The sequence below is a fragment of the Hyphomonas sp. genome (assembly GCF_040882205.1).
In the GTDB taxonomy this organism is placed as follows: Bacteria; Pseudomonadota; Alphaproteobacteria; order Caulobacterales; family Hyphomonadaceae; genus Hyphomonas.
On the sequence record NZ_JBBEBT010000215.1, the window covers coordinates 1 to 20680 of the forward strand.

Annotated in this window: 27 protein-coding genes; 9 read left to right on the top strand and 18 right to left on the bottom strand. The window is 65.0% G+C overall.

What is annotated here, in order from left to right:
* Window positions 1-307: 307 nt before the first annotated feature.
* The 6 genes from WEA77_RS08915 to WEA77_RS08940 form a co-directional block, all read right to left on the bottom strand.
* Window positions 308-859, bottom strand: a complete 552-nt coding sequence (locus tag WEA77_RS08915; protein WP_368067520.1) for a fasciclin domain-containing protein — start codon at window positions 857-859, stop codon at window positions 308-310.
* Between the two features lie 84 nt (window positions 860-943).
* On the bottom strand, window positions 944-1453 hold the full coding sequence (locus WEA77_RS08920) for a hypothetical protein (RefSeq protein ID WP_368067521.1): 510 nt from the start codon (window positions 1451-1453) through the stop codon (window positions 944-946).
* Window positions 1450-1776 (bottom strand): alpha/beta hydrolase-fold protein, encoded by a 327-nt coding sequence (locus WEA77_RS08925; protein ID WP_368067547.1) that lies wholly within the window; start codon window positions 1774-1776, stop codon window positions 1450-1452. The genes WEA77_RS08920 and WEA77_RS08925 overlap by 4 nt, the downstream gene beginning before the upstream one ends.
* A gap of 81 nt (window positions 1777-1857) precedes the next feature.
* Complete coding sequence (locus tag WEA77_RS08930) at window positions 1858-2259, bottom strand: hypothetical protein (RefSeq protein WP_368067522.1); 402 nt, start codon at window positions 2257-2259, stop codon at window positions 1858-1860.
* Window positions 2260-2313: 54 nt separating this feature from the next.
* Window positions 2314-3411 carry a Rieske 2Fe-2S domain-containing protein gene (locus tag WEA77_RS08935; RefSeq protein WP_368067523.1) on the bottom strand — a complete coding sequence of 366 codons (1098 nt, stop codon included), beginning with the start codon at window positions 3409-3411 and terminating at the stop codon, window positions 2314-2316.
* A gap of 7 nt (window positions 3412-3418) precedes the next feature.
* Complete coding sequence (locus WEA77_RS08940) at window positions 3419-3967, bottom strand: protease inhibitor I42 family protein (RefSeq protein WP_368067524.1); 549 nt, start codon at window positions 3965-3967, stop codon at window positions 3419-3421.
* 117 nt (window positions 3968-4084) lie between these two features.
* Between WEA77_RS08940 and lepA the strand changes: the two genes are divergently transcribed.
* Both lepA and tsaD read left to right on the top strand, forming a co-directional pair.
* Complete coding sequence (gene lepA / locus WEA77_RS08945; RefSeq protein WP_368067525.1) at window positions 4085-5890, top strand: translation elongation factor 4; 1806 nt, start codon at window positions 4085-4087, stop codon at window positions 5888-5890.
* 215 nt (window positions 5891-6105) lie between these two features.
* Entirely contained in the window at window positions 6106-7197 is a 1092-nt protein-coding gene (gene tsaD / locus WEA77_RS08950; RefSeq protein ID WP_368067527.1) for a tRNA (adenosine(37)-N6)-threonylcarbamoyltransferase complex transferase subunit TsaD, read from the top strand.
* Window positions 7198-7342: 145 nt separating this feature from the next.
* On the opposite strand, the gene WEA77_RS08955 is transcribed toward tsaD, so the two are convergent.
* Together WEA77_RS08955 and WEA77_RS08960 are read right to left on the bottom strand one after the other, a co-directional pair.
* Complete coding sequence (locus WEA77_RS08955; protein WP_368067528.1) at window positions 7343-7510, bottom strand: hypothetical protein; 168 nt, start codon at window positions 7508-7510, stop codon at window positions 7343-7345.
* Between the two features lie 47 nt (window positions 7511-7557).
* Window positions 7558-8211, bottom strand: a complete 654-nt coding sequence (locus WEA77_RS08960; RefSeq protein ID WP_368067529.1) for a TetR/AcrR family transcriptional regulator — start codon at window positions 8209-8211, stop codon at window positions 7558-7560.
* A 188-nt stretch (window positions 8212-8399) separates the two neighbouring features.
* On the opposite strand from WEA77_RS08960, the gene WEA77_RS08965 reads away from it, so the two are divergent.
* On the top strand, window positions 8400-8696 hold the full coding sequence (locus WEA77_RS08965) for a YciI family protein (protein ID WP_368067530.1): 297 nt from the start codon (window positions 8400-8402) through the stop codon (window positions 8694-8696).
* Window positions 8693-9379, top strand: a complete 687-nt coding sequence (locus WEA77_RS08970; protein WP_368067532.1) for a glutathione S-transferase — start codon at window positions 8693-8695, stop codon at window positions 9377-9379. Before WEA77_RS08965 ends, WEA77_RS08970 begins: the two co-directional genes overlap by 4 nt.
* On the opposite strand, the gene WEA77_RS08975 is transcribed toward WEA77_RS08970, so the two are convergent.
* From WEA77_RS08975 to WEA77_RS09005, 7 genes are all read right to left on the bottom strand, one after another.
* Window positions 9357-10166, bottom strand: a complete 810-nt coding sequence (locus WEA77_RS08975; RefSeq protein WP_368067533.1) for a sulfotransferase family protein — start codon at window positions 10164-10166, stop codon at window positions 9357-9359. The two genes, WEA77_RS08970 and WEA77_RS08975, sit on opposite strands and share 23 nt — an antisense overlap.
* Before the next feature lie 36 nt (window positions 10167-10202).
* Window positions 10203-10742, bottom strand: coding sequence for a hypothetical protein (locus WEA77_RS08980; protein ID WP_368067534.1), 540 nt, complete (start codon window positions 10740-10742; stop codon window positions 10203-10205).
* A gap of 132 nt (window positions 10743-10874) precedes the next feature.
* Window positions 10875-13031, bottom strand: coding sequence for a PQQ-dependent dehydrogenase, methanol/ethanol family (locus tag WEA77_RS08985; protein WP_368067535.1), 2157 nt, complete (start codon window positions 13029-13031; stop codon window positions 10875-10877).
* Between the two features lie 113 nt (window positions 13032-13144).
* Window positions 13145-13963 (bottom strand): aspartyl protease family protein, encoded by an 819-nt coding sequence (locus WEA77_RS08990; RefSeq protein ID WP_368067536.1) that lies wholly within the window; start codon window positions 13961-13963, stop codon window positions 13145-13147.
* A 193-nt stretch (window positions 13964-14156) separates the two neighbouring features.
* Entirely contained in the window at window positions 14157-15038 is an 882-nt protein-coding gene (gene pyrF / locus WEA77_RS08995; RefSeq protein ID WP_368067537.1) for an orotidine-5'-phosphate decarboxylase, read from the bottom strand.
* A complete protein-coding gene (locus WEA77_RS09000; RefSeq protein WP_368067538.1) occupies window positions 15035-15871 on the bottom strand; it encodes a serine protease in 837 nt (278 codons plus the stop codon). The genes pyrF and WEA77_RS09000 overlap by 4 nt, the downstream gene beginning before the upstream one ends.
* Window positions 15872-15878: 7 nt before the next feature.
* The gene (locus WEA77_RS09005) at window positions 15879-16316 is read right to left on the bottom strand and encodes a DUF350 domain-containing protein (RefSeq protein WP_368067539.1); all 438 of its coding nucleotides are present in this window, start codon (window positions 16314-16316) and stop codon (window positions 15879-15881) included.
* A gap of 119 nt (window positions 16317-16435) precedes the next feature.
* On the opposite strand from WEA77_RS09005, the gene WEA77_RS09010 reads away from it, so the two are divergent.
* Genes WEA77_RS09010 through WEA77_RS09030 form a run of 5 tightly spaced genes read left to right on the top strand, consistent with a single transcriptional unit; the run spans window position 16436 to window position 19030 of the window.
* Entirely contained in the window at window positions 16436-17218 is a 783-nt protein-coding gene (locus WEA77_RS09010; RefSeq protein WP_368067540.1) for a 3-hydroxybutyrate dehydrogenase, read from the top strand.
* Between the two features lie 22 nt (window positions 17219-17240).
* Window positions 17241-17600 carry a hypothetical protein gene (locus WEA77_RS09015; protein ID WP_368067541.1) on the top strand — a complete coding sequence of 120 codons (360 nt, stop codon included), beginning with the start codon at window positions 17241-17243 and terminating at the stop codon, window positions 17598-17600.
* Between the two features lie 44 nt (window positions 17601-17644).
* Window positions 17645-18280: a hypothetical protein gene (locus WEA77_RS09020; protein ID WP_368067542.1), complete on the top strand. Its 636-nt coding sequence runs from the start codon at window positions 17645-17647 to the stop codon at window positions 18278-18280.
* Window positions 18281-18305: 25 nt separating this feature from the next.
* Window positions 18306-18641 (top strand): heavy-metal-associated domain-containing protein, encoded by a 336-nt coding sequence (locus tag WEA77_RS09025; protein WP_368067543.1) that lies wholly within the window; start codon window positions 18306-18308, stop codon window positions 18639-18641.
* Window positions 18638-19030 carry a hypothetical protein gene (locus WEA77_RS09030; RefSeq protein WP_368067544.1) on the top strand — a complete coding sequence of 131 codons (393 nt, stop codon included), beginning with the start codon at window positions 18638-18640 and terminating at the stop codon, window positions 19028-19030. Before WEA77_RS09025 ends, WEA77_RS09030 begins: the two co-directional genes overlap by 4 nt.
* Before the next feature lie 41 nt (window positions 19031-19071).
* Here the strand turns inward: WEA77_RS09030 and msrB are convergent, their stop codons facing one another.
* Genes msrB through WEA77_RS09045 form a run of 3 tightly spaced genes read right to left on the bottom strand, consistent with a single transcriptional unit; the run spans window position 19072 to window position 20582 of the window.
* On the bottom strand, window positions 19072-19581 hold the full coding sequence (msrB, locus tag WEA77_RS09035; RefSeq protein ID WP_368067545.1) for a peptide-methionine (R)-S-oxide reductase MsrB: 510 nt from the start codon (window positions 19579-19581) through the stop codon (window positions 19072-19074).
* A 53-nt stretch (window positions 19582-19634) separates the two neighbouring features.
* Window positions 19635-19946, bottom strand: coding sequence for a transcriptional regulator (locus WEA77_RS09040; protein WP_291039409.1), 312 nt, complete (start codon window positions 19944-19946; stop codon window positions 19635-19637).
* A 12-nt stretch (window positions 19947-19958) separates the two neighbouring features.
* Window positions 19959-20582, bottom strand: a complete 624-nt coding sequence (locus WEA77_RS09045; protein ID WP_368067546.1) for a hypothetical protein — start codon at window positions 20580-20582, stop codon at window positions 19959-19961.
* Window positions 20583-20680: the final 98 nt, after the last annotated feature.

The window sequence follows — 20680 nt, forward strand, 5'->3', positions numbered from 1 at the left end:
CTTCCGCCAGGGAGGGCGCCTCCACGGTCACTTCGGCAACGATCATCGGGGCATAGGCGCGGATTTCGGCGGCGCCGTCTTCGGCGATGACTGTGTAGGCGGGCATGGGCGTGGCCTCCTCGGCTGTAGCGCCAAACGCGAACAGGAGCGCGAAAGCGAGGCTGGCAAGCGGTTTCAGAGCGTATGCAATCATGGGCAGTTATACAGCCTTCAGGCGGCGTACCGCGTTGATTTGGATCGTCACGAAGAAAAAAGGCCGCACCCCCGATCGGGAGGCGCGGCCCGGTTTCGACCCGTTGCGGGCCGATTAGTTCGGCAGAAGAACCGTGTCGATGACGTGGATCACGCCGTTCGAGGCGGGCACGTCAGCGGCGGTGATCTTGGCGCCGTTGATGGTGGCGCCTTCCGGCGCTGCCACGACGGAAACCATTGCGCCGTTCACGGTTGCAACGTCCGTGGCGGTGGCTGGCAGGTCGGCTGCCATCACGGTGCCCGGGACGACGTGGTAGGTCAGGATTGCGGTCAGCTGGTCCTTGTTCTCGGGCAGCAGCAGGCTGTCGAGCGTACCGGCCGGCAGGGCGGCAAACGCGGCGTTGGTCGGCGCGAACACGGTGAACGGGCCTTCGCCGGCGAGCGTTTCGCCAAGTCCGGCAGCCGTGATGGCAGCGACGAGCGTTGAGAAATCCGGGTTGCCGGCGGCGACGTCAACGACCGTGGTCGGTGCGACGACTTCTTCGACAACCGGTTCGGCAATGACTTCTTCGACAGCGGCCGGCTCGGTCGTGACGGTTTCGGCGGGGGCGCAGGCGGCAAGCGCAAAGGCGCTGACAGCCGCAACAGCGAACAGTTTGAATTTCATGGGGGGACGTCCTTTTGGTGACTGGCGGGTTTCTTATGGGAAGCGCGCTTTGCGTCGCGCCTGCCAAGACTTGGACCGAATGCTCTACCCGGCCAGTGTTCTGAATGATATTTTTTCAAGGCTATTTTGGGGCAGCGTGAACTGCCGGTGAATTAAACCGCAAGACGCGGGCTGATCGGTGGGCGCAGAGGGCACGCCGTCCGGCGACATCCACCAGGGCGTCTCCCCTTCCCATGGCGGCATGGGATAGAGACAGCGAAAGGCCGCGAGCGCTTCGCCGGGGCAGATTGTGGCATGGGTCTCACTCGCGGTGCGGTTGGCAAAGGCAAATTCAAGACCCAGAGGCGGAGCGACTTCAAGGGCGATGCGGAGCGCATCGACGCCTGCCTGCAGGGCGGCGCCTTCATGGGCGAGGGCCATGTAGACGCGGCGGCCTTCAAAGCCCTGCCCCGCGAGTTTCGAGGGCGCGTTCCGGGCGATGCGGCCAGCGCCCCACCAGAGGCTGGGCGAGATGGCGATATAGTCGTCAAACAGGGTGGGCGCATCGGGCAGCGTGTCGGTGACGAAGAGGCCGGCGAGGCTTTCGCCCCTCAAGGCGGTGCGCGGGCGGCGGGGTAGCGCGCTTCGACGAAGGCGCGGACTTCCTCGATGATGAAGCGGCGGAAATCGGCGGCGCCGCCCGCTGCGGGGAAACCTTCAGCAAAGCGCGGATCGGTGGCAGCGGGGGTCAGTTCGTGCTGGCGGTCTTTCGTCTGTATGCCAACGATGAGTGTGGTCTCGCAGGTCCAGGAGAGCGCGCAGAGTTCGCCGAGGGCGGCGATGTGTCTGAAGTCCTGATCCAGGCCGCCGCCGGGCAGGCAGACAACCGCACCGGGCGCGCGGCCTTCCGTAATGCCGGGCTGGACCCAGACGTTGATTTCGCGCGTGTCGCCGAGGGGGAGATGGAGGGGAGGAGATACTGTTCGCCGAGGAGGATGAGTGTGGCAGAAGCAGCTGGTTCAGGCAGCTCCGGAAGCGTTGTGGTGCCTGCGACCAGCCCCATGAGCGTCAGCAGGAAGGTGATGAGCGTCAGCAGGAAGGCGGCGAGCTTCATTCGCTGAGGAAGCATTGGAAATGCGCAGGGCTTTCTGCGCTCCGTGCAGGCGCCGGAATCCAAACAGCGCGGCGAGCATTCCCAGAAGAATGCTTCCGAAGAGAAGCGTCAGCTCCGGCGCAGAAATATAGGCTGTCTCCTGATTGACCTCGATCCTGGTTTTATACCCCTTGGCCGGATCCGGCTCACTTGGAAGACCCGGCATTATGCAAGTGAGGTAGTATGCGTTCACGGCGACCATAAAGACAACGCAGGGCAGGTGCGGCCACATGATGCGAAGGAACTCACTTTGGTTTAGCTGGCGCAAAGCACCTTCCTGCTGACGCAGACACATGCCGCGAACTGAAGGCGGGTTCTGGGCTCAACTCATCCACTTCAGCACACGGGGCTGGATGGGGTTCGTGAAGTCGCGGCCTTCGGTGCGGGCGGCGGTCCATTCGCGTTTGAGCTGCTGGTACCATTTGGCCTGCACGTCGATATCGTCGATCCAGAGCATGGCTTTCTGATGGGGCATGCCCTGATTTTGCAGGTCTCCCATTTCGCCGTCCTGCGCGAGGAATTTGCGGCCCATGCGTTTGGCGACGGGCACCGCGAGGTGGAGCAGCGGAGCGCCGGTCCACCAGGTGAACTGGGTGATGCGGGTTTTCTTCGGCGCCTCGGGCGTGAGGCAGGTGAGCGTGAGGAGGCGCGCGGTGTCGTTGGAGATGATTTCCCAGCGGTAGCCCGGAAGCTGGAAACAGATCTCGGTCATGACGTTTCCGCCAAAGACCCAGCGGTAGAGTTTGGAATTGGACGAGGGGGCGTGGCGGTCGATGGCCCAGCCGCGCTCGATCGGGCCGAAGGGCTTTTCCTTGAGCTTGAGGCCTGCGGAAGGCGGGCGCCACCACCACTGGTTATGCACGAAGGGGACGTGGGCAGGGTCCATCAGGCCGACGACGGCGTCGTCCATATGGGCGTTGAAGACATCCTCGATAACGAAGCCCGGTTTGTCCGGGAGCCGACCGAATGAGGGCGGCGCCGCAGCGGGCGGGGCGGTGCTGCGCGGGTCATGCCCGACATAGAGATAGACGGCGCCGTTTGCCTCGTGGACGGGATAGCGGCGGACTTTCACTTTCGTAGGGTCGTAGGGACTGCCCTCGGTAAGGCTTGGCATCAGGCGGCAGCCGCCATCGGTGCCGAAGCGCCAGCCGTGATAAGGGCACTGGAGCGTCCACTCCCCTTTTGTCTCAATCTGCTTGCCGGCCGACAGCGGCACGAGACGGTGGGGGCAGATATCGCGCAGGGCGAAGGCCTCGCCGGCGGGGGTACGTCCGACGACGACCGGCTCGCCGAGGATCATCAGCCTGTCCTGCATACCGGGCTTCAGACGGGCTGACGGCGCGGCCAGGTACCAGCTGTCGGTGAGGTAGCCCTCATCAGTGATGCCGGTCTTGGCAGGAACGGGCTGGGTGTCCGGCAAGGCGGGCCTACTCCGTGACCGTGACGGTCAGCTCGAAGGTGTCCATCGGGTCTTCATCGGTTTCCCAGGGGCGGCCTTCGGTCAGCTTGAAGGTGCCGCTGCCGGCTTCGACGGGCTGGAAATCGAAGCTGATATAATGGTTGCCGCCGGTATAGCCCGGCAGGTTCTGATAGGCCGGATTGGTCGGGCGGCCGCCTTCGGCGACCTGTTTCATGAAGGCCGGGGCCTCGGCGACAGTCCAGACATAGCCCGCGGTGGGGATCGAACCGAGTTCAATACGGAGGGTTTCGCCGGTTTTCATCATGACGGCGCCGCCTTTCTTGTCTTCGCCCACATAGACGACGCCGGCTTCAGCAGCAGCCTGCGCGTCGGCGGAAGCCTTGGCCGCCTCTTCGGCGGTGGGCATGACGGGTTCCTGCCATTCGGTGGGTTCCACGGCGGTTTCCTCTGCAGTGGCTGGATCGGCGGCAGGCGCGGGCGCATCCGCCGCGGTTCTGGGGCTATGGCAACAGGCGCCGAGCGCCAGGGCGGCCGCAGTGGTGAGCATAAGTCTCATGGAATGTCCTTCTCGATCCAACCGGTCAATCTTTACGCCGCGCCGCCCCGCGGCGCCAGTGGCACCGCCCGCCGACAGCTACTTCCCGCGCCGCACCTCGCCCGCTATATGCCGCCCATGACCCCACGCGACAAAATCCGAAATTTCTCGATCATTGCCCATATCGACCACGGCAAATCGACCCTTGCCGACCGCCTGATCCAGGCTTGCGGCGGGCTGACCGACCGCGAAATGAGCGAGCAGGTGCTCGATTCCATGGATATCGAGAAAGAGCGCGGCATCACCATCAAGGCGCAGACCGTGCGCCTCAGCTACAAGGCCAATGACGGCGAGACCTATACGCTGAACCTTATGGACACGCCGGGACACGTGGACTTCGCCTATGAGGTGAGCCGGTGTCTTGCTGCCTGCGAGGGCTCGCTGCTGGTGGTGGACGCGTCGCAAGGCGTGGAAGCGCAGACGCTGGCCAACGTCTACCAGGCGATCGACCAGAACCACGAGATCGTGCCGGTGCTGAACAAGGTGGACCTGCCGGCGGCGGACGTGGCGCGTGTGAAGGAGCAGATCGAGGAGATCATCGGCCTCGACACGGCGAACGCGGTGGAGATTTCCGCGAAGACGGGCCTCGGTATTCCGAACGTGCTGGAGGCCATCGTCACGCAGTTGCCGGCGCCGAAGACGGGCGACGTTAACGCCCCGCTGAAGGCGGCGCTGGTGGACGCCTATTACGACCCCTACCTCGGCGTGGTCGTCATCGTGCGTGTGCATGACGGCGTGCTGAAGAAGAAGCAGGCGATCCGCATGATGCGGACCGGCGGCGTCTACGAGATCGACAAGATCGGCACGTTCAATCCGAAACTCACCGAGGCAGACTCGCTTGGCCCGGGCGAGGTCGGATACTTCGTCGCCTCGATCAAGGAAGTCGGCGACACGGCGGTCGGCGACACGATCACGGAGGATAAGCGGCCGACCGACAAGGCCCTGCCCGGCTATAAGGAAGTGCAACCGGTGGTGTTCTGCGGCCTGTTCCCGATGGACGCGGGCGACTTCGACGACCTGCGCGCGGCAATGAGCAAGCTGCGCCTGAACGATGCGAGTTTTACATGGGAGATGGAGACGTCTGCGGCGCTCGGCATGGGATTCCGCTGCGGGTTCCTCGGGCTCTTGCACCTCGAGATCATCCAGGAGCGCCTCAGCCGCGAGTTTGACCTCGACCTGATCGCGACGGCGCCTTCGGTCGTCTACCAGATGAGTATGACGGACGGCACCGAGATCGAATTGCACAACCCGGCGGACATGCCGGATGTGGTGCGCATCTCGGAAATCCGCGAGCCCTGGATTTCGGCGACAATCTATACGCCGGACGAGTATCTCGGCTCGATCCTGAAGCTTTGCCAGGACCGCCGCGGTGTGCAGACAGAACTTTCATACGTAGGCGGACGAGCCTGCGTTAAATACGAGCTGCCGCTGAACGAGGTCGTGTTCGACTTCTATGACCGGCTGAAATCGATCTCGCGTGGCTATGCGAGTTTTGATTACAACCTGATCGGCCACCGCGCCGAGAACCTCGTAAAGCTGCAGATCCTTGTCAACGAGGAACCGGTGGACGCCCTCGCCATGCTGGTGCACCGAGACCGGGCCGAAGGGCGGGGCCGGCAGATGTGCGAGCGGCTGAAGGACCTGATCCCGCGGCAGATGTTCAAGATCCCTATCCAGGCAGCGATTGGCGGACGCGTCGTGGTGCGCGAGACAATCAGCGCGATGCGCAAGGACGTGACTGCGAAATGCTATGGCGGCGACGCCACCCGCAAACGCAAGCTGCTCGACAAGCAGGCGGCCGGCAAGAAGCGGATGCGCCAGTTCGGCAAGGTGGAGATCCCGCAAGAGGCCTTCGTGGCGGCGCTGCGGATGGATGGGGATTAGGGTCGGGTGTTGTAAGCACTCAATCGACGATTTCAGTTCGCTGTGTCGCGATTGAGCGATTTTCAAAACGCCCTGGACGGGGAAGCCGCAGACGACCGGTCCCTGGTTTACAGCCAATATGAAGTGAACCGGCCACACCGCCACCCTGTGTATAAAGCGCAAGCTAATGGAGATGGGGACTTTAGTCCGGGCCTTTGCCTCGTTATACGGCCAGCATGACCAAGCCCCTCACAATCCTGGGCATTGAAACTTCGTGCGACGAGACCGCCGCCGCTGTGCTGCGGCTGGAGGGTGGGCGCGCGACGCTGCTGTCGGATGTGATCCGGACGCAGGTGGAGGAACATGCGCCCTATCGCGGCGTGGTGCCGGAGATTGCGGCGCGGGCGCATGCGGAGATTGCCGATCACACCGTGTCGAAGGCGATGGCGGATGCCGGGATTTCCTATGCTGAGCTGGACGGCGTGGCGGCGACTGCCGGGCCGGGGCTGATTGGCGGTGTCCTGGTGGGGCTTATGACCGGCAAGGCGATTGCGCAGGCGGCGGGCATTCCTTTCATTCCGGTGAACCATCTGGAGGGGCATGCGCTTTCCCCTCGCCTCGATTCGGATTGTCCGTTCCCGTATCTTCTGTTGCTCGTCTCGGGCGGGCATTGTCAGTTTCTCGAGGTGCGCGGGCTGGGGGATTATCGCCGGCTGGGGTCGACCATTGACGACGCTGTGGGCGAGGCGTTCGACAAGGTGGCGAAGCTGATGGGGCTGGGCTTTCCGGGCGGGCCGGCGGTGGAGCGGCTGGCGGCGCAGGGCAACGCCAAGGCGCATGAGTTGCCGCGCCCGCTGCTAAACCGGCCGGGGCTGGAGATGAGTTTTTCGGGCCTGAAATCGGCTGTGGCACGCGTTGTGGACGGCGCCGCGGATGAGGCGGCGAAGGCGGACATCTGCGCGAGTTTCCAGGCGGCGATCTGTGATGTTCTGGCTGAGAAGTCGCGCCGGGCCCTGGTTGCATTTGATCCGGGAGCGGAGGTCAGGCGGTTTGTGGTGGCGGGCGGTGTGGCGGCGAACAAGGCGATCCGCACGGCGCTGGAAGTCGCAGCCGCAGAAAGCGGGGCACGCCTGATCGCGCCTCCCCTTCGTCACTGTACGGACAATGCGGCGATGATTGCGCTGGCGGGCGCGGAGCGCCTGGCGGCGGGGCTGGTGGGTGAGGGGGACGGGCTGGACGCCGGGTCGCGGCCGCGCTGGCCGTTGGACGAGGCATCGGCGCTCAGTGCGCCGGTCTATGGCGGCGGCCATAAGGGCGCAAAGGCCTGACATTCCAAAAATCAGGAAAAGAAAAAGCCGGAACCTGATGGAGGGGGAAACCTCAGGTTCCGGCTTGGCCCTGCTGCGCGCCAGGGGCGGGACGCGGTGCGCAGGGAATGCGGGGGTTGCCGGTCAGCGCCAGGACGCAGCGCGCTCAGACGACGAAATGGGTGAGGCTGAGCGTGGCCCAGACGACGAGGGCGGCGGCGGGGACGGCTGCGAGGAAGGAAAGCAGCGACTGGCGGGCTTCTTTGCGCGAGGAGGTGATCATGGCGAGGCTCTTTGGACTGGTGGAAGGCAACCGCTGCCGTCCATAAGCCATGTCTAGCACCGCCTTGAATGCTGGTCAATGAACCAAATCGTTTTTATTCAATAATCAGCCTTCAGGGCCTGGACGGGCAGGAGTTTTCCGGTCACAGGGCAGACTTCGCCGGTCGAAGGGGTGACGCCGTCCCAAGGGGCGGGGACCCTGGCGCCGGTGGAAATGCCGGCGAGGAGCAGGTCCATCACGCCGTCGAGCTCGCGCTGCAGCTTGGGGAGCGTGAGCTTCGAGAAGAGCTGCGGAAAGCGGAACTTCATCAGCGCGGACTGCCACATCTCGGCGGTCTCGCCCGGGCTCCCCAGTGGGCGGAATTCGCCGGCCGCGATGCCTTCATTGAGGATCTGGACGAGGAAAACCCGCTCCTTGGCGAGCTTGTCATTCATATAGAGGGGGCGTTCCTTGCCGAGCACTTCGGCGACCTCGAGGATCTTCGCTTCGTCCTCGATGGCCGAGTAGGTACGGGCAAGGTCATAGTGAAAGAGTTCGCGCAGCCGGTTGGCGGCGGTGTCCTTGCGGGCGACGATCTCGGCGAAGGTGAGCCAGGATTCCTCGTTGAACTTCTGGGCCATTGCCTCGGCGATATCGAGCTTGGACGCGAAGAAGCGGTAGATGTTGCCGGCGGACATGTTGCAGTCACGCGCGATCTCGGCCATCGTTGTCTTTGAATAGCCGTAGTGGAGAATACGTTCCACGGCGGCCATAAGGATTTGCTTTCGGGTGTCGTCGGTCAGGCCTCGGCTCATCTGGTCAGTGTACACAGAATTCCTGAACAATCAATATAGTATTCAGCGTCCACTCGCGAGGCGTGTATTTCCCTGTCGTTTACGCCCATGGCGAGGCCCCGAAGCCTGTGCCATAGCGGTGAATACACGATCAAGGAGGGCCGGTTTTGGCACTGTTCTGCCTGCATTGTCTGGATAACGAAACCGATGGCGCCGCACGGCGGGCCGAGGCGCGGCCGGCCCACCTGCACTGGGCGGGCGGGCTCGGCCCGGTGGTGCGCATGGCCGGACCGCTGCTGGACGCCGAAGGCCGGATGGTCGGCTCGGTATTCCTCATAGAGGCCGAAAGTCTCGCCGCCGCCAAGGCGCTGAACGCCGAAGACCCCTATTCGAAAGCCGGCGTGTTCGGCCGGGTGACCCTCAACGAGACACGCTGGGCGATCGGCGAAGGAAAGCCTGCATGAGGCAGTTCATCTCGGGCAATCTCAACTATTCGAGCTGGTCAATCCGGCCGCTGCTGGTGGCGCGCAAGGTGGGCCTGCCGGTCGAAGAGATCATCGTACCGCTGGATTTTCCGGAGACCTCGGCGAAGCTGAAGGCGATCAGCCCGACCGCGAAGGTGCCGCTGCTGATCTGGGACGGGGTGGAAATCTGGGAAAGCCTGGCGATTGCCGAGTTCATTGCCGAATGGGCGCCGCCCGGCGCAGTCTGGCCGGAGGCGTCAGAGGCCCGGGCGATTGCGCGGGCGGTGTCCAGTGAGATGCATGCCGGATTTTTTGCAATCCGCAACAGCTGTTCGATGGACATCCGCGCGCGCCGCCCTGCCCCGGAGATGACATCGGCTCTGGAAGCGGACGTCATGCGCCTTCAGGCGATGTGGAGCGGCCTGCGCGCAAAATATGGCAAGGGCGGGCCTTTCCTGTTCGGCAGCTGGTCAGCGGCAGATGCCTTCTTCACGCCGGTCGTCACACGGTTTCGCACCTATGGCCTGCCACTGACGGGCGCAGCCGCGGAGTATGCGGCGGCGGTGCTCGACGACCCGGTGTTTCGTACACTGGAAGAGCAGGCGAAACAGGAGCCCTGGTGGATCGAGTATGGGCCGGATGGGCGGTCGAGCGGGATGCTCACACCGCCGGCGGCGACATGAGGTCGTAGCCGAGATCGAAGCGAAAGAGTTCGCGCACGCGGCCGGCGTAGATGTCCAGCGCTTCGCCGGAGAAGAGTTCGGGGAGCGACTGCTGGCGGTTCTGGAGCACGTTGGGCTCGGCTTTCGGATCGACTTTCAGGGCCATCGCCTCCTTCGTACCGGCGGCGACAGCGGCGTCGAGCGCTTCAGATCTGAAATTGATGCCCCAGTGGTGCGCAATGGCCACGAGCGTGCCGCGCGGGTCGGCGCGGGCGGCTTCATACTGAACGCGCAGAATGGAGGGCGGATAGGCCTTCTCCACGTCGCCCCAGCGGTTCCAGAAACGCGCGAGCCAGTAGAGATCGCAGCGGTAGCGTTTGCCGTCGGGGTCCCCGCGCAGGTATTCGAGCCAGTCGACCTGGATGTCATATTCCCATTTGGCGTGGTGCGAGGCGAGGATGCTCATGGGATGGCGCACACACAGCGCATAGGGCGGCAGGCGCGCAAGGCGGCGGGCGACGCCCCAGTCGGCGAGGCGGTGCGGGATCGTGTGGCTGAAGGCGAGGCGCGGCAGCTGCGGGAAGACCACCTCATCCTTCGGCCAGCCGATGTACGGGCGCACGGCGTCCTCGGAAAAATATTCCGGCCGGGCGATGGCGTAGGTATCGGCGAGCGCGACGGCGAGCATGTACTTGACCCAGTGCGTGCCGGAGTTTTTCGAGGTGACGAGGAAGCCGTCAAATGCGCCGTGCCGCAGCACGGAGAAGTTCATCCAGTTGTCGTTCCAGACACGGGCGGCATAAGTCATGGCTTGGCCTAGACCAGCCCCCGGAGGCGCGCAAGCTCAGGTCTTCAGGCCGGCGAGATCGCGGTAAACCTGCAGCAGCGCGAGCTGCGCGCGGGTCGGCAGGCCCTCGGCTTCGGAGACGGCGACGAGCATCGCGTCAAGGTCAACGACTTCTTTGGGCCCGAGCTGCGAGGCGTTGACGATCAGCTTACCGAGGCGGGTCATTGTCTCCTGCGCCGGGGGGCAGGTCTGGCAAACCCATGCGGCATGCGCGGCGAGGTCTTCGGCTTCGCCCGGCGCATACTGGAAATGCTCGCGCATCTCCGCCTCAATGATGTCGCCCTGCAGCGGCGTCAATGGGCCGCCGCGGGCGAGGGCGACCTGCATCATCATGATAGCGGCGGCCTCGCGCGGATCATCGATCAGGTCGAGACCGCCCTTCCCCAGTTTGTACTTGAAGGCGAGCCGGCGCGGCGCACGGGCGAGCGTCTTGGCAACGTCCACGGCCACGTCCAGCCCACGCTTCGCCATCTGGAGGCGCCAGACCCAGAAACCGACAGTGGCGAGCAGCGCGATAAGTCCGAGGAGCATGTGCATATGGGGAAGATAGCGCCTGCGTGCCCCCGGCGCCATGAGAATCGAAGGCGCGCGGTCAGGCGCGCGGTCTTCAGACGTGCAAAGGCCGCACCTGTGAGGACAGATGCGGCCTTCGATACTGCTGAATTGAGGCTACTGAGCGCCGCGAGCTTGCGACGCCGCGTGGGCCTGCGTCAGGACATAGGCGCGGATCGCTTCCGACTCGTCCGGGGTCAGGTAGTCAGCGAAGGAGACCATGCCATTAGCGGCAAGGTTGCCGTCCAGCACGACGCCCTTCCAGGCATCTGCGTTTCCGGTGATGGCCGACCAGCGCAGGTCCGGCAGCACGCCGGACGAGATGCCGAGCGGGCCATGGCAGACGGCGCAGTTGCGGGCGTAGTGCACGGTGCCATCGGAGATCGTCTTGAGGCTGCCGAAGGCGGCGGCTTTGGGCGTCTTGTCGATCGGCGGGAGGGCGGTGTCGGCAATCTCTGCGGTGGCGCCGATCTTGAAGGTGACGACCTTGCCGACGGAAGCGGAGACTTTCTCGTCAAAGCCGAAACCGGCCGCGAGCGCGAAGGCCGAGCCCCAGCCGGTGGTGATTGTGACGTATTGCTCGCCGTCGATCATGTAGGTGCCGGGGCCGGAGGCGCCGCCGGATTTCAGCGGATGCGTCCAGAGCTTCGCGCCGGTGGCGGCGTCAAACGCGGAGAAGTCGCCGGTGAGACGGCCCTGGAAGACGAGGCCGCCGGCGGTAGAAAGGACGCCGCCATTCCAGGCGTTCTCATGCTCGACGGTCCAGCGGGCCTTGCGGGCAACCGGGTCCCAGGCGATCAGGCGGCCCTTGAGGCTGGCGCGCAGCATTTTGGCGACCTCCGGCGGGGCGATGGGCGGCACACCGGCGGAGAAGTCGATGCCGGTATTCCAGCCGACCGGGCGCGAGGTGAAGCGCGGGTCTTCGCCATAGGCCTGCGGGATTTCCTGCGCCGGGATATAGGCGAGGCCGAGATCCGGGTTGAAGGCCATCGGCTGCCAGTTATGGCCGCCCAGGGGGCCGGGCGTCTGCTGGAAGGGTTCCTTGCCATAGCGCGCTTCGGCGACTTCGACCGGACGGCCGTTGGCATCGAGGCCGGTGGCCCAGTTTACCGGTACGTAGGCATCGCCGGAGATGTACTGGCCGGTGGCGGCATCGACCACATAGAAGAAGCCGTTTTTCGGCGCCTGCATGGCGACACGGCGCGTGGCGCCGCCCTCCCCGAGGGGCAGGTCCGCCAGGATGATCGTCTGCGTGGCGGTATAATCCCAGTTATCGCCGGGCGTGGTCTGGAAGTGCCACTTGTAGGCGCCGGTTTCGGCGTCCACCGCGACGATGGACGAGAGGAAGAGATTGTCTCCGCCGGAGGGGTCGCGGAAGGTGCGGTTCCAGGGCGAACCATTGCCGACGCCGAAGATGATCTGGTTGTTGACCTCGTCATAGACGATCGAATCCCAGACCGTGCCGCCGCCGCCATCCGTGGTCCAGGCGCCCTGGTCACCCCAGGTGACATTGCCGACCTGCACGAAGGCGTCATCGGAAACCGCGCCGTCGGGCTGTTTCAGCGGGTTCGGTACGGTGTAGAAGCGCCAGACGAGATCGCCTGAGCTGGTATCATAAGCGGAGAGGTAGCCGCGTACGCCGAGTTCGGCGCCGCCGTTGCCGATCAGCACCTTGCCGTTCACGACGCGGGGCGCGCCGGTGATGGTGTAGGGTTTGGACTGGTCGACGGTGACCTTGCTCCAGACCACGGCGCCGGTTTCGGCATTGAGGGCTTCGAGGCGGCCATCGATTACGCCGACATAGACCTTGCCGTCATAGAGGGCGACGCCGCGGTTCACGACATCGCAGCAGGCTTTCACGCCGACGGCGCGGTCAACGGCGGGGTCATGGACCCACTTTTCGGCGCCGGTCTTCGCGTCGAGGGCGTAGACGACTGACCAGGCGGAGGTGACGTACATCACACCGTCAACCACGATGGGCGTCGATTCGACGCCGCGGTTGGTGGCGAGGTCATAGGTCCAGGCGACGCCCAGCTGGCCGACGTTTTCCTTGGTGATCTGGTTCAGCTTCGAGTGGCGCTGCTCGTCATAGGTGCCGCCATAGGTGAGCCATTCCTCGCCGGCGCTGGCGGTGGAAATGCGGGCGGTGTCGACGGCGGCGAAGCCTTCCGGCTGAGCGACGCGCGTCTCCCGGCCGCCGCAGGCGACCAGCAGCAGAGCCGAGCCTGCGATGAGTGCCGGACCTGCCCAGCTGCGCAAATTCCTGATGTCCATGATGTGCCTCCCGAACCGTGCCCTGCCTGTCTGGCGGCAGGGTCTCAGATTTTCAGACTAGCGGGTAACGCGGCAAAGTCGAGGCGTGACGCAGCGGGAGCATGCGGGCTCGGTCAGGGCCTCGCGGGGCAGACGGCCGCGCGCTGCGTGCGCGGGTCAAAAGCGAGGACATGGCGGTGCAGGGCTTCGGCGCCGGCAAACAGCTCCGGAAACTCGTCCGGGACGTGCACCTCGATATCCGGTACGGCGAGGTCCCCGATCCGGACCAGGCTGAGCAACCGGCCGCGGTCGAGGCTGATTGCGGTGTTCGAAAGGCTGCCCTGCCCGGCGGCCTCCAGCGGGCCGCCCGCGACCGTCCCATGAAGCGCGCGCGGGAAGACCATGGCGGCGCCGGCGCCGGTGTCGAGATTGGCTTCGACCAGATGGCCGCCGATCATCACCGGCACGCGGAACGGGCGCTCATAGGCGAGCGCGCCCAGCGTATTGGCGGGAACGCTCCGGCTCCGGCCAAAGGAAACGGTACGGCCGGGGAAATCGATCACGAGCAGGCCGTCGGCGACGACGTCGCGGCCAATGATGCCGGCGATTTCGGCGCCTTCAGGTGCCTTGCTGCTATAGTCGCGGGTGATCACGTCGAGATCCGCGCGGACGACGCCGCCTGCATCCAGCGGGTCCGGATGCACGGTATCAGCGCACGCGGCCATGAAACCGTCACTGTTCCGCACAGCGCCGATTACCTCAAGGCCGAGCGCTGCCTTGAGGCTTGCATCGGCGCAGCCGAGGCCGCTGGCGCCGGTATCGATGGCAAAGGTGTGCGGGCCGGCGCCATTGACGCGGGCCTGCAGATAAACCCGGCCGTTCACGATCTCGAACGGCAGGCGCATGTTGGCTTGGGTGGCGGGTATATCCGTGAGCGCGCAGGCGCTGGGCACGGGGCTCGCGGCGGCGGCGCGGCATGCGCGCAGCCAGCTGCAAGCAACAGCGCCGGAACTGACGCCGCGAGCACGCGGCGGCAGGAGTGTTGTGTTGATTTCATCCGGGCCCTCTCCAGGGCATTTCCCGGACATTCATGCAGGCAGGCAGGCAGGCCGCTGGATGCCGCCGCTGGTAAAAACTGCGGGGATGTCAGGCGGTGACAGCCTGTGCGAGATCGGCGCTGGCGGCGTCAATCGCGGACGCGATGGCGGCCTGCCAGGCCTCGGCCGTGGGGGCGCCGGCGGCGGAAGCCGGGAAGTTCACCGACCGCGAGGCGCTGATCACGCCGCCTTCAACGTGGTTGCCGCGCGCCAGCAGTCCCGCCATTGCATCCCCGGGCGCGCCGCCCTGCGCGCCATAGCCGGGCACCAGGAAGAGGGCCTGGGGCGCGGCTGCCCGGACGCGGCGGGCTTCATCCGGGGCGGTGGCGCCGACAACCATCATCAGGTTCGACCAGCCGCACGGGCTCATCAACCGGTCGGTCAGCGGGCGCAGCGCTTCGGTGATGCGCATGTAGAGCGGCTTGCCCCCGGTATCGAGCATCTGGAAATCGGCGGCGCCAGGATTGGAGGTACGCACGAGGACGACGATGCCCTTTCCATTTGCCTCGGCGCGCTTCGCGAAGGGCTCCAGCGTGTCGAGGCCCATATACGGGTTTACGGTAACCGCGTCTGCCTCGAAGAAGGCGCCCTTGCCGAGATAGGCTTCGGCATAACCTTCGGCGGTGGATCCTATATCGCCGCGTTTGGCATCCATCAGGACGAGAAGGCCCGCCTCGCGCGCGGCGCGGGTGATGGCGGCGAGCGACGCCATGCCGCCCGGCCCGAGGCGTTCGAAGAAGCCGGCCTGCGGTTTGATCACGGCGACCCGGCCGGCGGCGACTTCGACCAGCGCGCGGCCCCAGTATTCGAGGCCTCGTGCGGTGTCGCCGCCGAACAGCGCGGGCACCATGCCGGCATGCGGGTCAACCCCGACGCAGAGGGGTCCAAGGCGGCGCACGCCTTCGGTGAGACGGGCGGCAAAATCGCTCATGGCACAACCTCGCAGGTGACTTTGACCACCTGTAACCTGCGCCGTGCATTGTCGGAAGGCGCGCCATAGCCGGACAGGTCGAACGGGTCGGCAGGGCCGGGTTCGCGGGTGATGCCCTGCCTGGTGAGGAAGGCGTCCACAGCCTGCGGCGCGGTCGTGTAGATGCGGCCCCGGCGCGGGCTTTCGGCGACGATGACACCGCGCACCGCGCCGGAGGCATCAAACATCGGGCCGCCGGATATGCCGCCGAGCGTGCCGGAGAGGCCATCCGTCCGGCCAATCTCGGCCCAGGCGAGGATCGGCGCCTCGGCGCTGCGCCGGCCGCGCGTGACGAGGCGGGAGCGGGCGACGAGACGGGTTGCGAGCTCGCCGGGCTCGCCTTGCGGGAAACCGACCGCATAGCCTTCATCGCCCACCCGCAGCGGGCTTTGCAGTTCCAGCGCGACCGGGAATGGGCTGCGGCCGGTGGACAGGAGCGCGAGGTCGTGTTCGTCGTCCACCCCGATGCTGGCGACCGGGACATAGTTGCCGGGCGCAACCATCAGCGTGACCCTGGCGCAGCCTTCGACGACATGGCGTGCCGTGAGCCAGTCGCCGCGCTGGTTGACGGCAAAGGCGGTTCCGACACCGTTCTGCGGTTCGCCGACCTGGACCAGCACGAGTTCGTCCAGCGGCGAAGCATCCGGCAGCAGGGCCCCAAGTTCCCCGGCAAGTTCTTCCTGGAACTCGGACATCGGTGCGGGCGCCGGCGCGTCGGCGTCCGGCGCGGTCGCGAAGATCACCGCAAGCATCAGCGCCAGCGCGCCAACATAGATCAGCCAGTCAAATCGCATGGCGCCCTTATAACCTCTGGAGCACGGGGTCCCAGAGGCCAGCTGCAAGGATCAGCGCGGCCGACAGCTTGGCGCCGGCAAGCAGCGTGGCGGCGCCGATCTCGTCCTTGGCGATGCGGCCGGGAATGTCGCGCAGGATCAGGTCCACAGCCCGGTAGGCGATCAGCTGCATGAGCAGCGCGATGGCGCCCCAGATCAGGAGGCCTGGAAGGGTCATGGAAGAGGCAAGCGTCGAGGAAATCGGGATGGCGAGGCCGACGATGGCCGCGCCGAGGGCGACCCCGGCGGATGTATTGCCGGACCGGACGAGGGAAAGCTCCTTCCACGGCGTCAGAAGGACATAGACGGCCGCGGCGATGAGCAGCATGAGGCCGGCTGCCCCGGTCGACAGCAGGAAGCGCGGGAACGCCGCATCGAAGGCACTGATTTCTCCACCGAAGGGCATCGTTCGCTGGTCCTCTCTATATTAGTGCGGGATAATCTGATCAGGGTTGCCAGAGCGTTCCGCCGTCCCTAGCCACTCGACTACCCATTGGCCCCCCGCGCCTTAAGGAGACACTTCGCATGCTGCAGGGAAAAACCGCCCTCGTGACCGGATCGACCAGCGGGATCGGCAAGGCGATTGCCACCCGGCTTGCGACCGAAGGCGCCAATGTGATCCTCAACGGTTTCGGCGACGCGAAGGAAATCGAAGCGCTTCGCGCCGGGCTGGAAAGGGATCATAAAGTAACAGCGGCCTTCTCGGGCGCCGACCTTACGAAGGCGGACGCCATCGAAGCGATGATGGCCGAGGCGGCCAAGGCCTTTGGCGGCGTGGATATCCTGGTCAACAATGCAGGCACGCAGTTTGTTTCCCCCATCGATGAATTCCCGGTCGCCAAATGGGACCTGATCATCGCGCTCAACCTGTCCTCGGCGTTCCATACGACACGCCTTGCCCTTCCCCACATGAGAACGAGGAAATGGGGCCGCATCCTCAACATGGGCTCGGCGCATGCCAAGGTCGCCTCGCCGTTCAAGTCGGCGTACGTGGCGGCCAAGCATGGCCTGTCTGGGCTGACCAAGACGACCGCGCTGGAGGGCGCGACTTATGGAGTGCGCGCCAACCTGATCTGCCCCGGCTATGTGTTCACGCCGCTGGTGGAAGGCCAGATCGCCGATACCGCCAGGGCGCGCGGCATGACCGAGGAGCAGGTTAAGAATGACGTGCTCCTCGCCGCGCAGCCGACGAAAGAGTTCGTAACGGTGGAGCAGATTGCCGGCTTTGCCGCCTTCCTCTGCTCACCAGCGGCGGCTTCGATCAACGGGGCTGAGTTGTCCATCGATGGCGGCTGGACCGCGCAGTAAGTGCCGCATTGACCGGATGCGGATGAAGGGTCATCCTTACACGTCTATGCTGAAACGCCTTCTCCTCCTTTGCCTCGGCGCCTGGCTGATTGCGGCCAGCGGCCTCAGCGCGCATGCGGGTCCCTGCAGCATGGACACGCCCGAACCGGAAACGGCTGCCACGGAACATGCGCATTGCGACATGATGGCGGCTGCGGACGCAGCACCGCCGGCGCAGGACGCCGACGCCAATTGCTGCTGCCCGGGCGTGCTGGCTGCCTTGCCGGATGCCGCCGTACCGGCGCCAGCGGCTGACGTCTTCGCGCTGCCGTCTGACTTTCCGCCGGACGCCCGCGCTCTTTCGCTGAATCTCATTCCCGAGCCGCCACCCCCGAAGGCCTGATCCTCCTTATTCATTGGATCAACTTCAGGACAAGGAACGGCATCATGCCCCTTCGATACCTTGCTGCGGGCATTGTCCTTGCAGCGCTTGCAGCGCCTGCCAGCGCCCGGCCCGTCTCCTATGCGGGCGGCTGGACCGCGATGCAGGAAAACAACGGGATGTACTCATCCCTGCATGTCCACTACTCGCCCACAGCGACCGATTCCATCGGCCTCTATGTCGAGCAGAACCGGGACATGGACCAGACCTTCACCGGCCTTCAGTATAACCGGCTTGTCCGGCGCTGGAACGCCCCGCAGAGCCAGGGCAATCTCTACCTTAAGCTCGGCGCGGGCGCAGCCGACCCCTTCGGCAGCGAAGGCGCAGACTTCGCGAGCTTCGCCGGGATAGCCGCAGACTGGGAAACGCGGCGTGTGTTCGTCTCGTATGACGCGCGCGCCCGCGACTTTGGCGGCGACCAAAGCCTATCACACGCCGCGCGGATCGGCCTTGCGCCCTATGTGGCGGAGTTCGGCGCACTGCACACCTGGGCGATGGTCCAGGTGGAAAACAATCCTGAAGCGGACAATCCCGTAACCGTCACGCCGCTGCTGCGCCTCTTCAAGGGTCCCCTGCTGGTCGAAGCCGGCTACACGCTTGAGGAGGAAGAGTTCCTGCTCAACTGGACCTGGCGTTTCTGATACACTTACCCAAAGGATCAAATCGATGAAACTGATCAAAACCCTAGCCCTTGCCGCCGCCTTATCCCTGGCGCCGGCAGCGTGGCATGCCGCGCCGGAGACACCTGCCATGGCTGAACCTGCCCCCGGTGAAATCCTGATGGCCAATGTGAACGGCCTTGTCTGCGACTTCTGCGCCCAGTCGATCCGCAAGATCGTCGGCAAGGATGACGCGGTGCAGAAAGTTCATGTGGACCTGTCGAAAGGACAGGTCCGCGTAGACCTGAAACCCGGGAAGTCCCTTGACGATGCCGCGCTCGAGAAGCTGATCCGCAAGGCGGGCTATTCGCTGGTCTCGGTTGACCGGAATGTCGCGAAATGACGGATACGGATGAAATCCGGCCGCCGAGCACCCTTCCCGCCTTCCTGTCTCTGTTCACATCGACCGGAACGCTGATCTGCTGCGCCTTGCCGGCGCTGCTGGTTAGCCTCGGCGCGGGCGCGGTGATGGCCGGGCTGATCGAAGCCGTGCCGCAGCTCGTCTGGCTTGGAAAGCACAAGGCGCTGGTGTTCGCAATTGCCGGCGTTCTGCTGGCCGTCTCCGGCGCCTGGCAGTGGCATGCGCGCAGCCTGCCCTGCCCCGCGGACAAGGCGCAGGCCGCCGCCTGCGCCCGGGCTCGGCAGGTCAGCTGGATCGTCTGGGGGCTGAGCGTTGCGCTTTATGCCACCGGCTTCTTCTTCGCTTTCCTGGCGACCGCAATCTTCTACTGACGGACTTCGCCCCCTCGCCAATCAGGCGCGGGGGCGAGCTGTCAGGCGGGCCTGAAGGTCAGCGCCACACCGTTATTGCAATACCTGAGACCCGTCGGCGCCGGGCCGTCTTCAAAGACATGTCCCTGATGGCCGAGGCAGCGGGCGCAGTGATATTCGGTACGCGCGATGAAGAGCTTGCGGTCGATGCTGGTGCCGAGCGTGCCGGGAATGAAATCCCAGAAGCTTGGCCAGCCGGTTCCACTGTCGAATTTTGTGTCGGAGGAAAAAAGCGCGAGGTCGCAGCCTGCGCAGTGAAACACCCCGGGGCGTTTCTCGTCATTCAGCGGCGAGGTGAACGCGCGCTCAGTATCGTGCTTGCGCAGAACGGCGAAGGCGGCGGGTGCAAGGCGGGACTTCCAGTCTTCCTGGCTGAGCGCGCGCCATTCATCATCCGTATACTCCGACGGGGTCGAAGCACCTGCCTTCGGCGCGCCGCCGGAGCAGGCGGCAAGGAGGGCGGTGGCGCCAGAGGCGAGGAAAAGGCGGCGGGAAAACGCGGTGTGTGTCATGTGCTTAATACGCACAGGCAGGCCCGGTGGTTCAACTCAACTCGCCGTGATCCTCATTCCGCCGCCCGCATTATGGCTTCCATGCGCTGGATCCAGAGGATCCAGGCCTTGCGGCCCTTGTCGGTCAGGAAGACGCGCGTCTGGGGCTTTTTGCCGACAAAGCGCTTTTCCTGGGTGACGTAGCCTGCCTCTTCCAGCTTCTTCAGGTGGGTAGACAGGTTGCCGTCGGTGGCGCCGACCTTGTCGCGCAGCTCGCCGAAGATAGCGGGGCTGGCAGCCGACAGGTAAGCCATGACGCCGAGGCGGAGACGTCCGTGGATGACATCGTCGATGTCGTTATGGTCGAATGGATTGTCCTCGCTCACACGCGCGCTCCGTCAGACCGTGGTGGCAGGTTCGCGGCGCATCAGCATGAGCCCCGGGACAAAGACGGCGAGGAGCGCGACCGCTGCACCAACGAGCCAGACGAACTCAGTGCCCGAGAGGACGGCTGCTGCGGCGGTGCCGGCGAAGGCGGCGAGGCCCGCGAATTTCAGTGCGCCATGGCCGGCAATCAGACCGGTGACGAACTGGCCGAGGCCATAGAGGCCGATCACCAGCGGAACGGACCAGTAGAAGCCTTCATAGCCACCGCCAAAGAACAGCGTACGGATGATCACGCCCATGAAGAAGGCAAACAATACGAAGCCTGCGCTCATCCAGACGACGGACTGCACGCGGTTGCCGGTGGACGAACCGCCCGGCTTGGGTTCGCCGGAGCGGCGCAGCGCGAACTGACCGATGCCGCCGAGCGCCGTGATCGAGAGCCACCAGGCCCAGAGGATTTCCGGGCCGATGCCGAAGGCTTCGGCGGCGATCAGGGAATGTCCGATATAGGCGAGCGTCATCAGACCGCCCCACCAGGCCAGCAAACGTCCGCCCAGAAGCGGCGCATTCTCGCCCGCCTCCGCGAGGTCGCGGACATAGGCACGGTCGCTCGAGAGTGTTGCGTTGGACGCCATTTGAGTCTCTATAAAGTACTTTGATATACAAAGTATTCTGGAGTGTTCCCCGTCAGCGACTGTGAGACAGATCGGCGAAATTGCTTAAGGAGGATTTC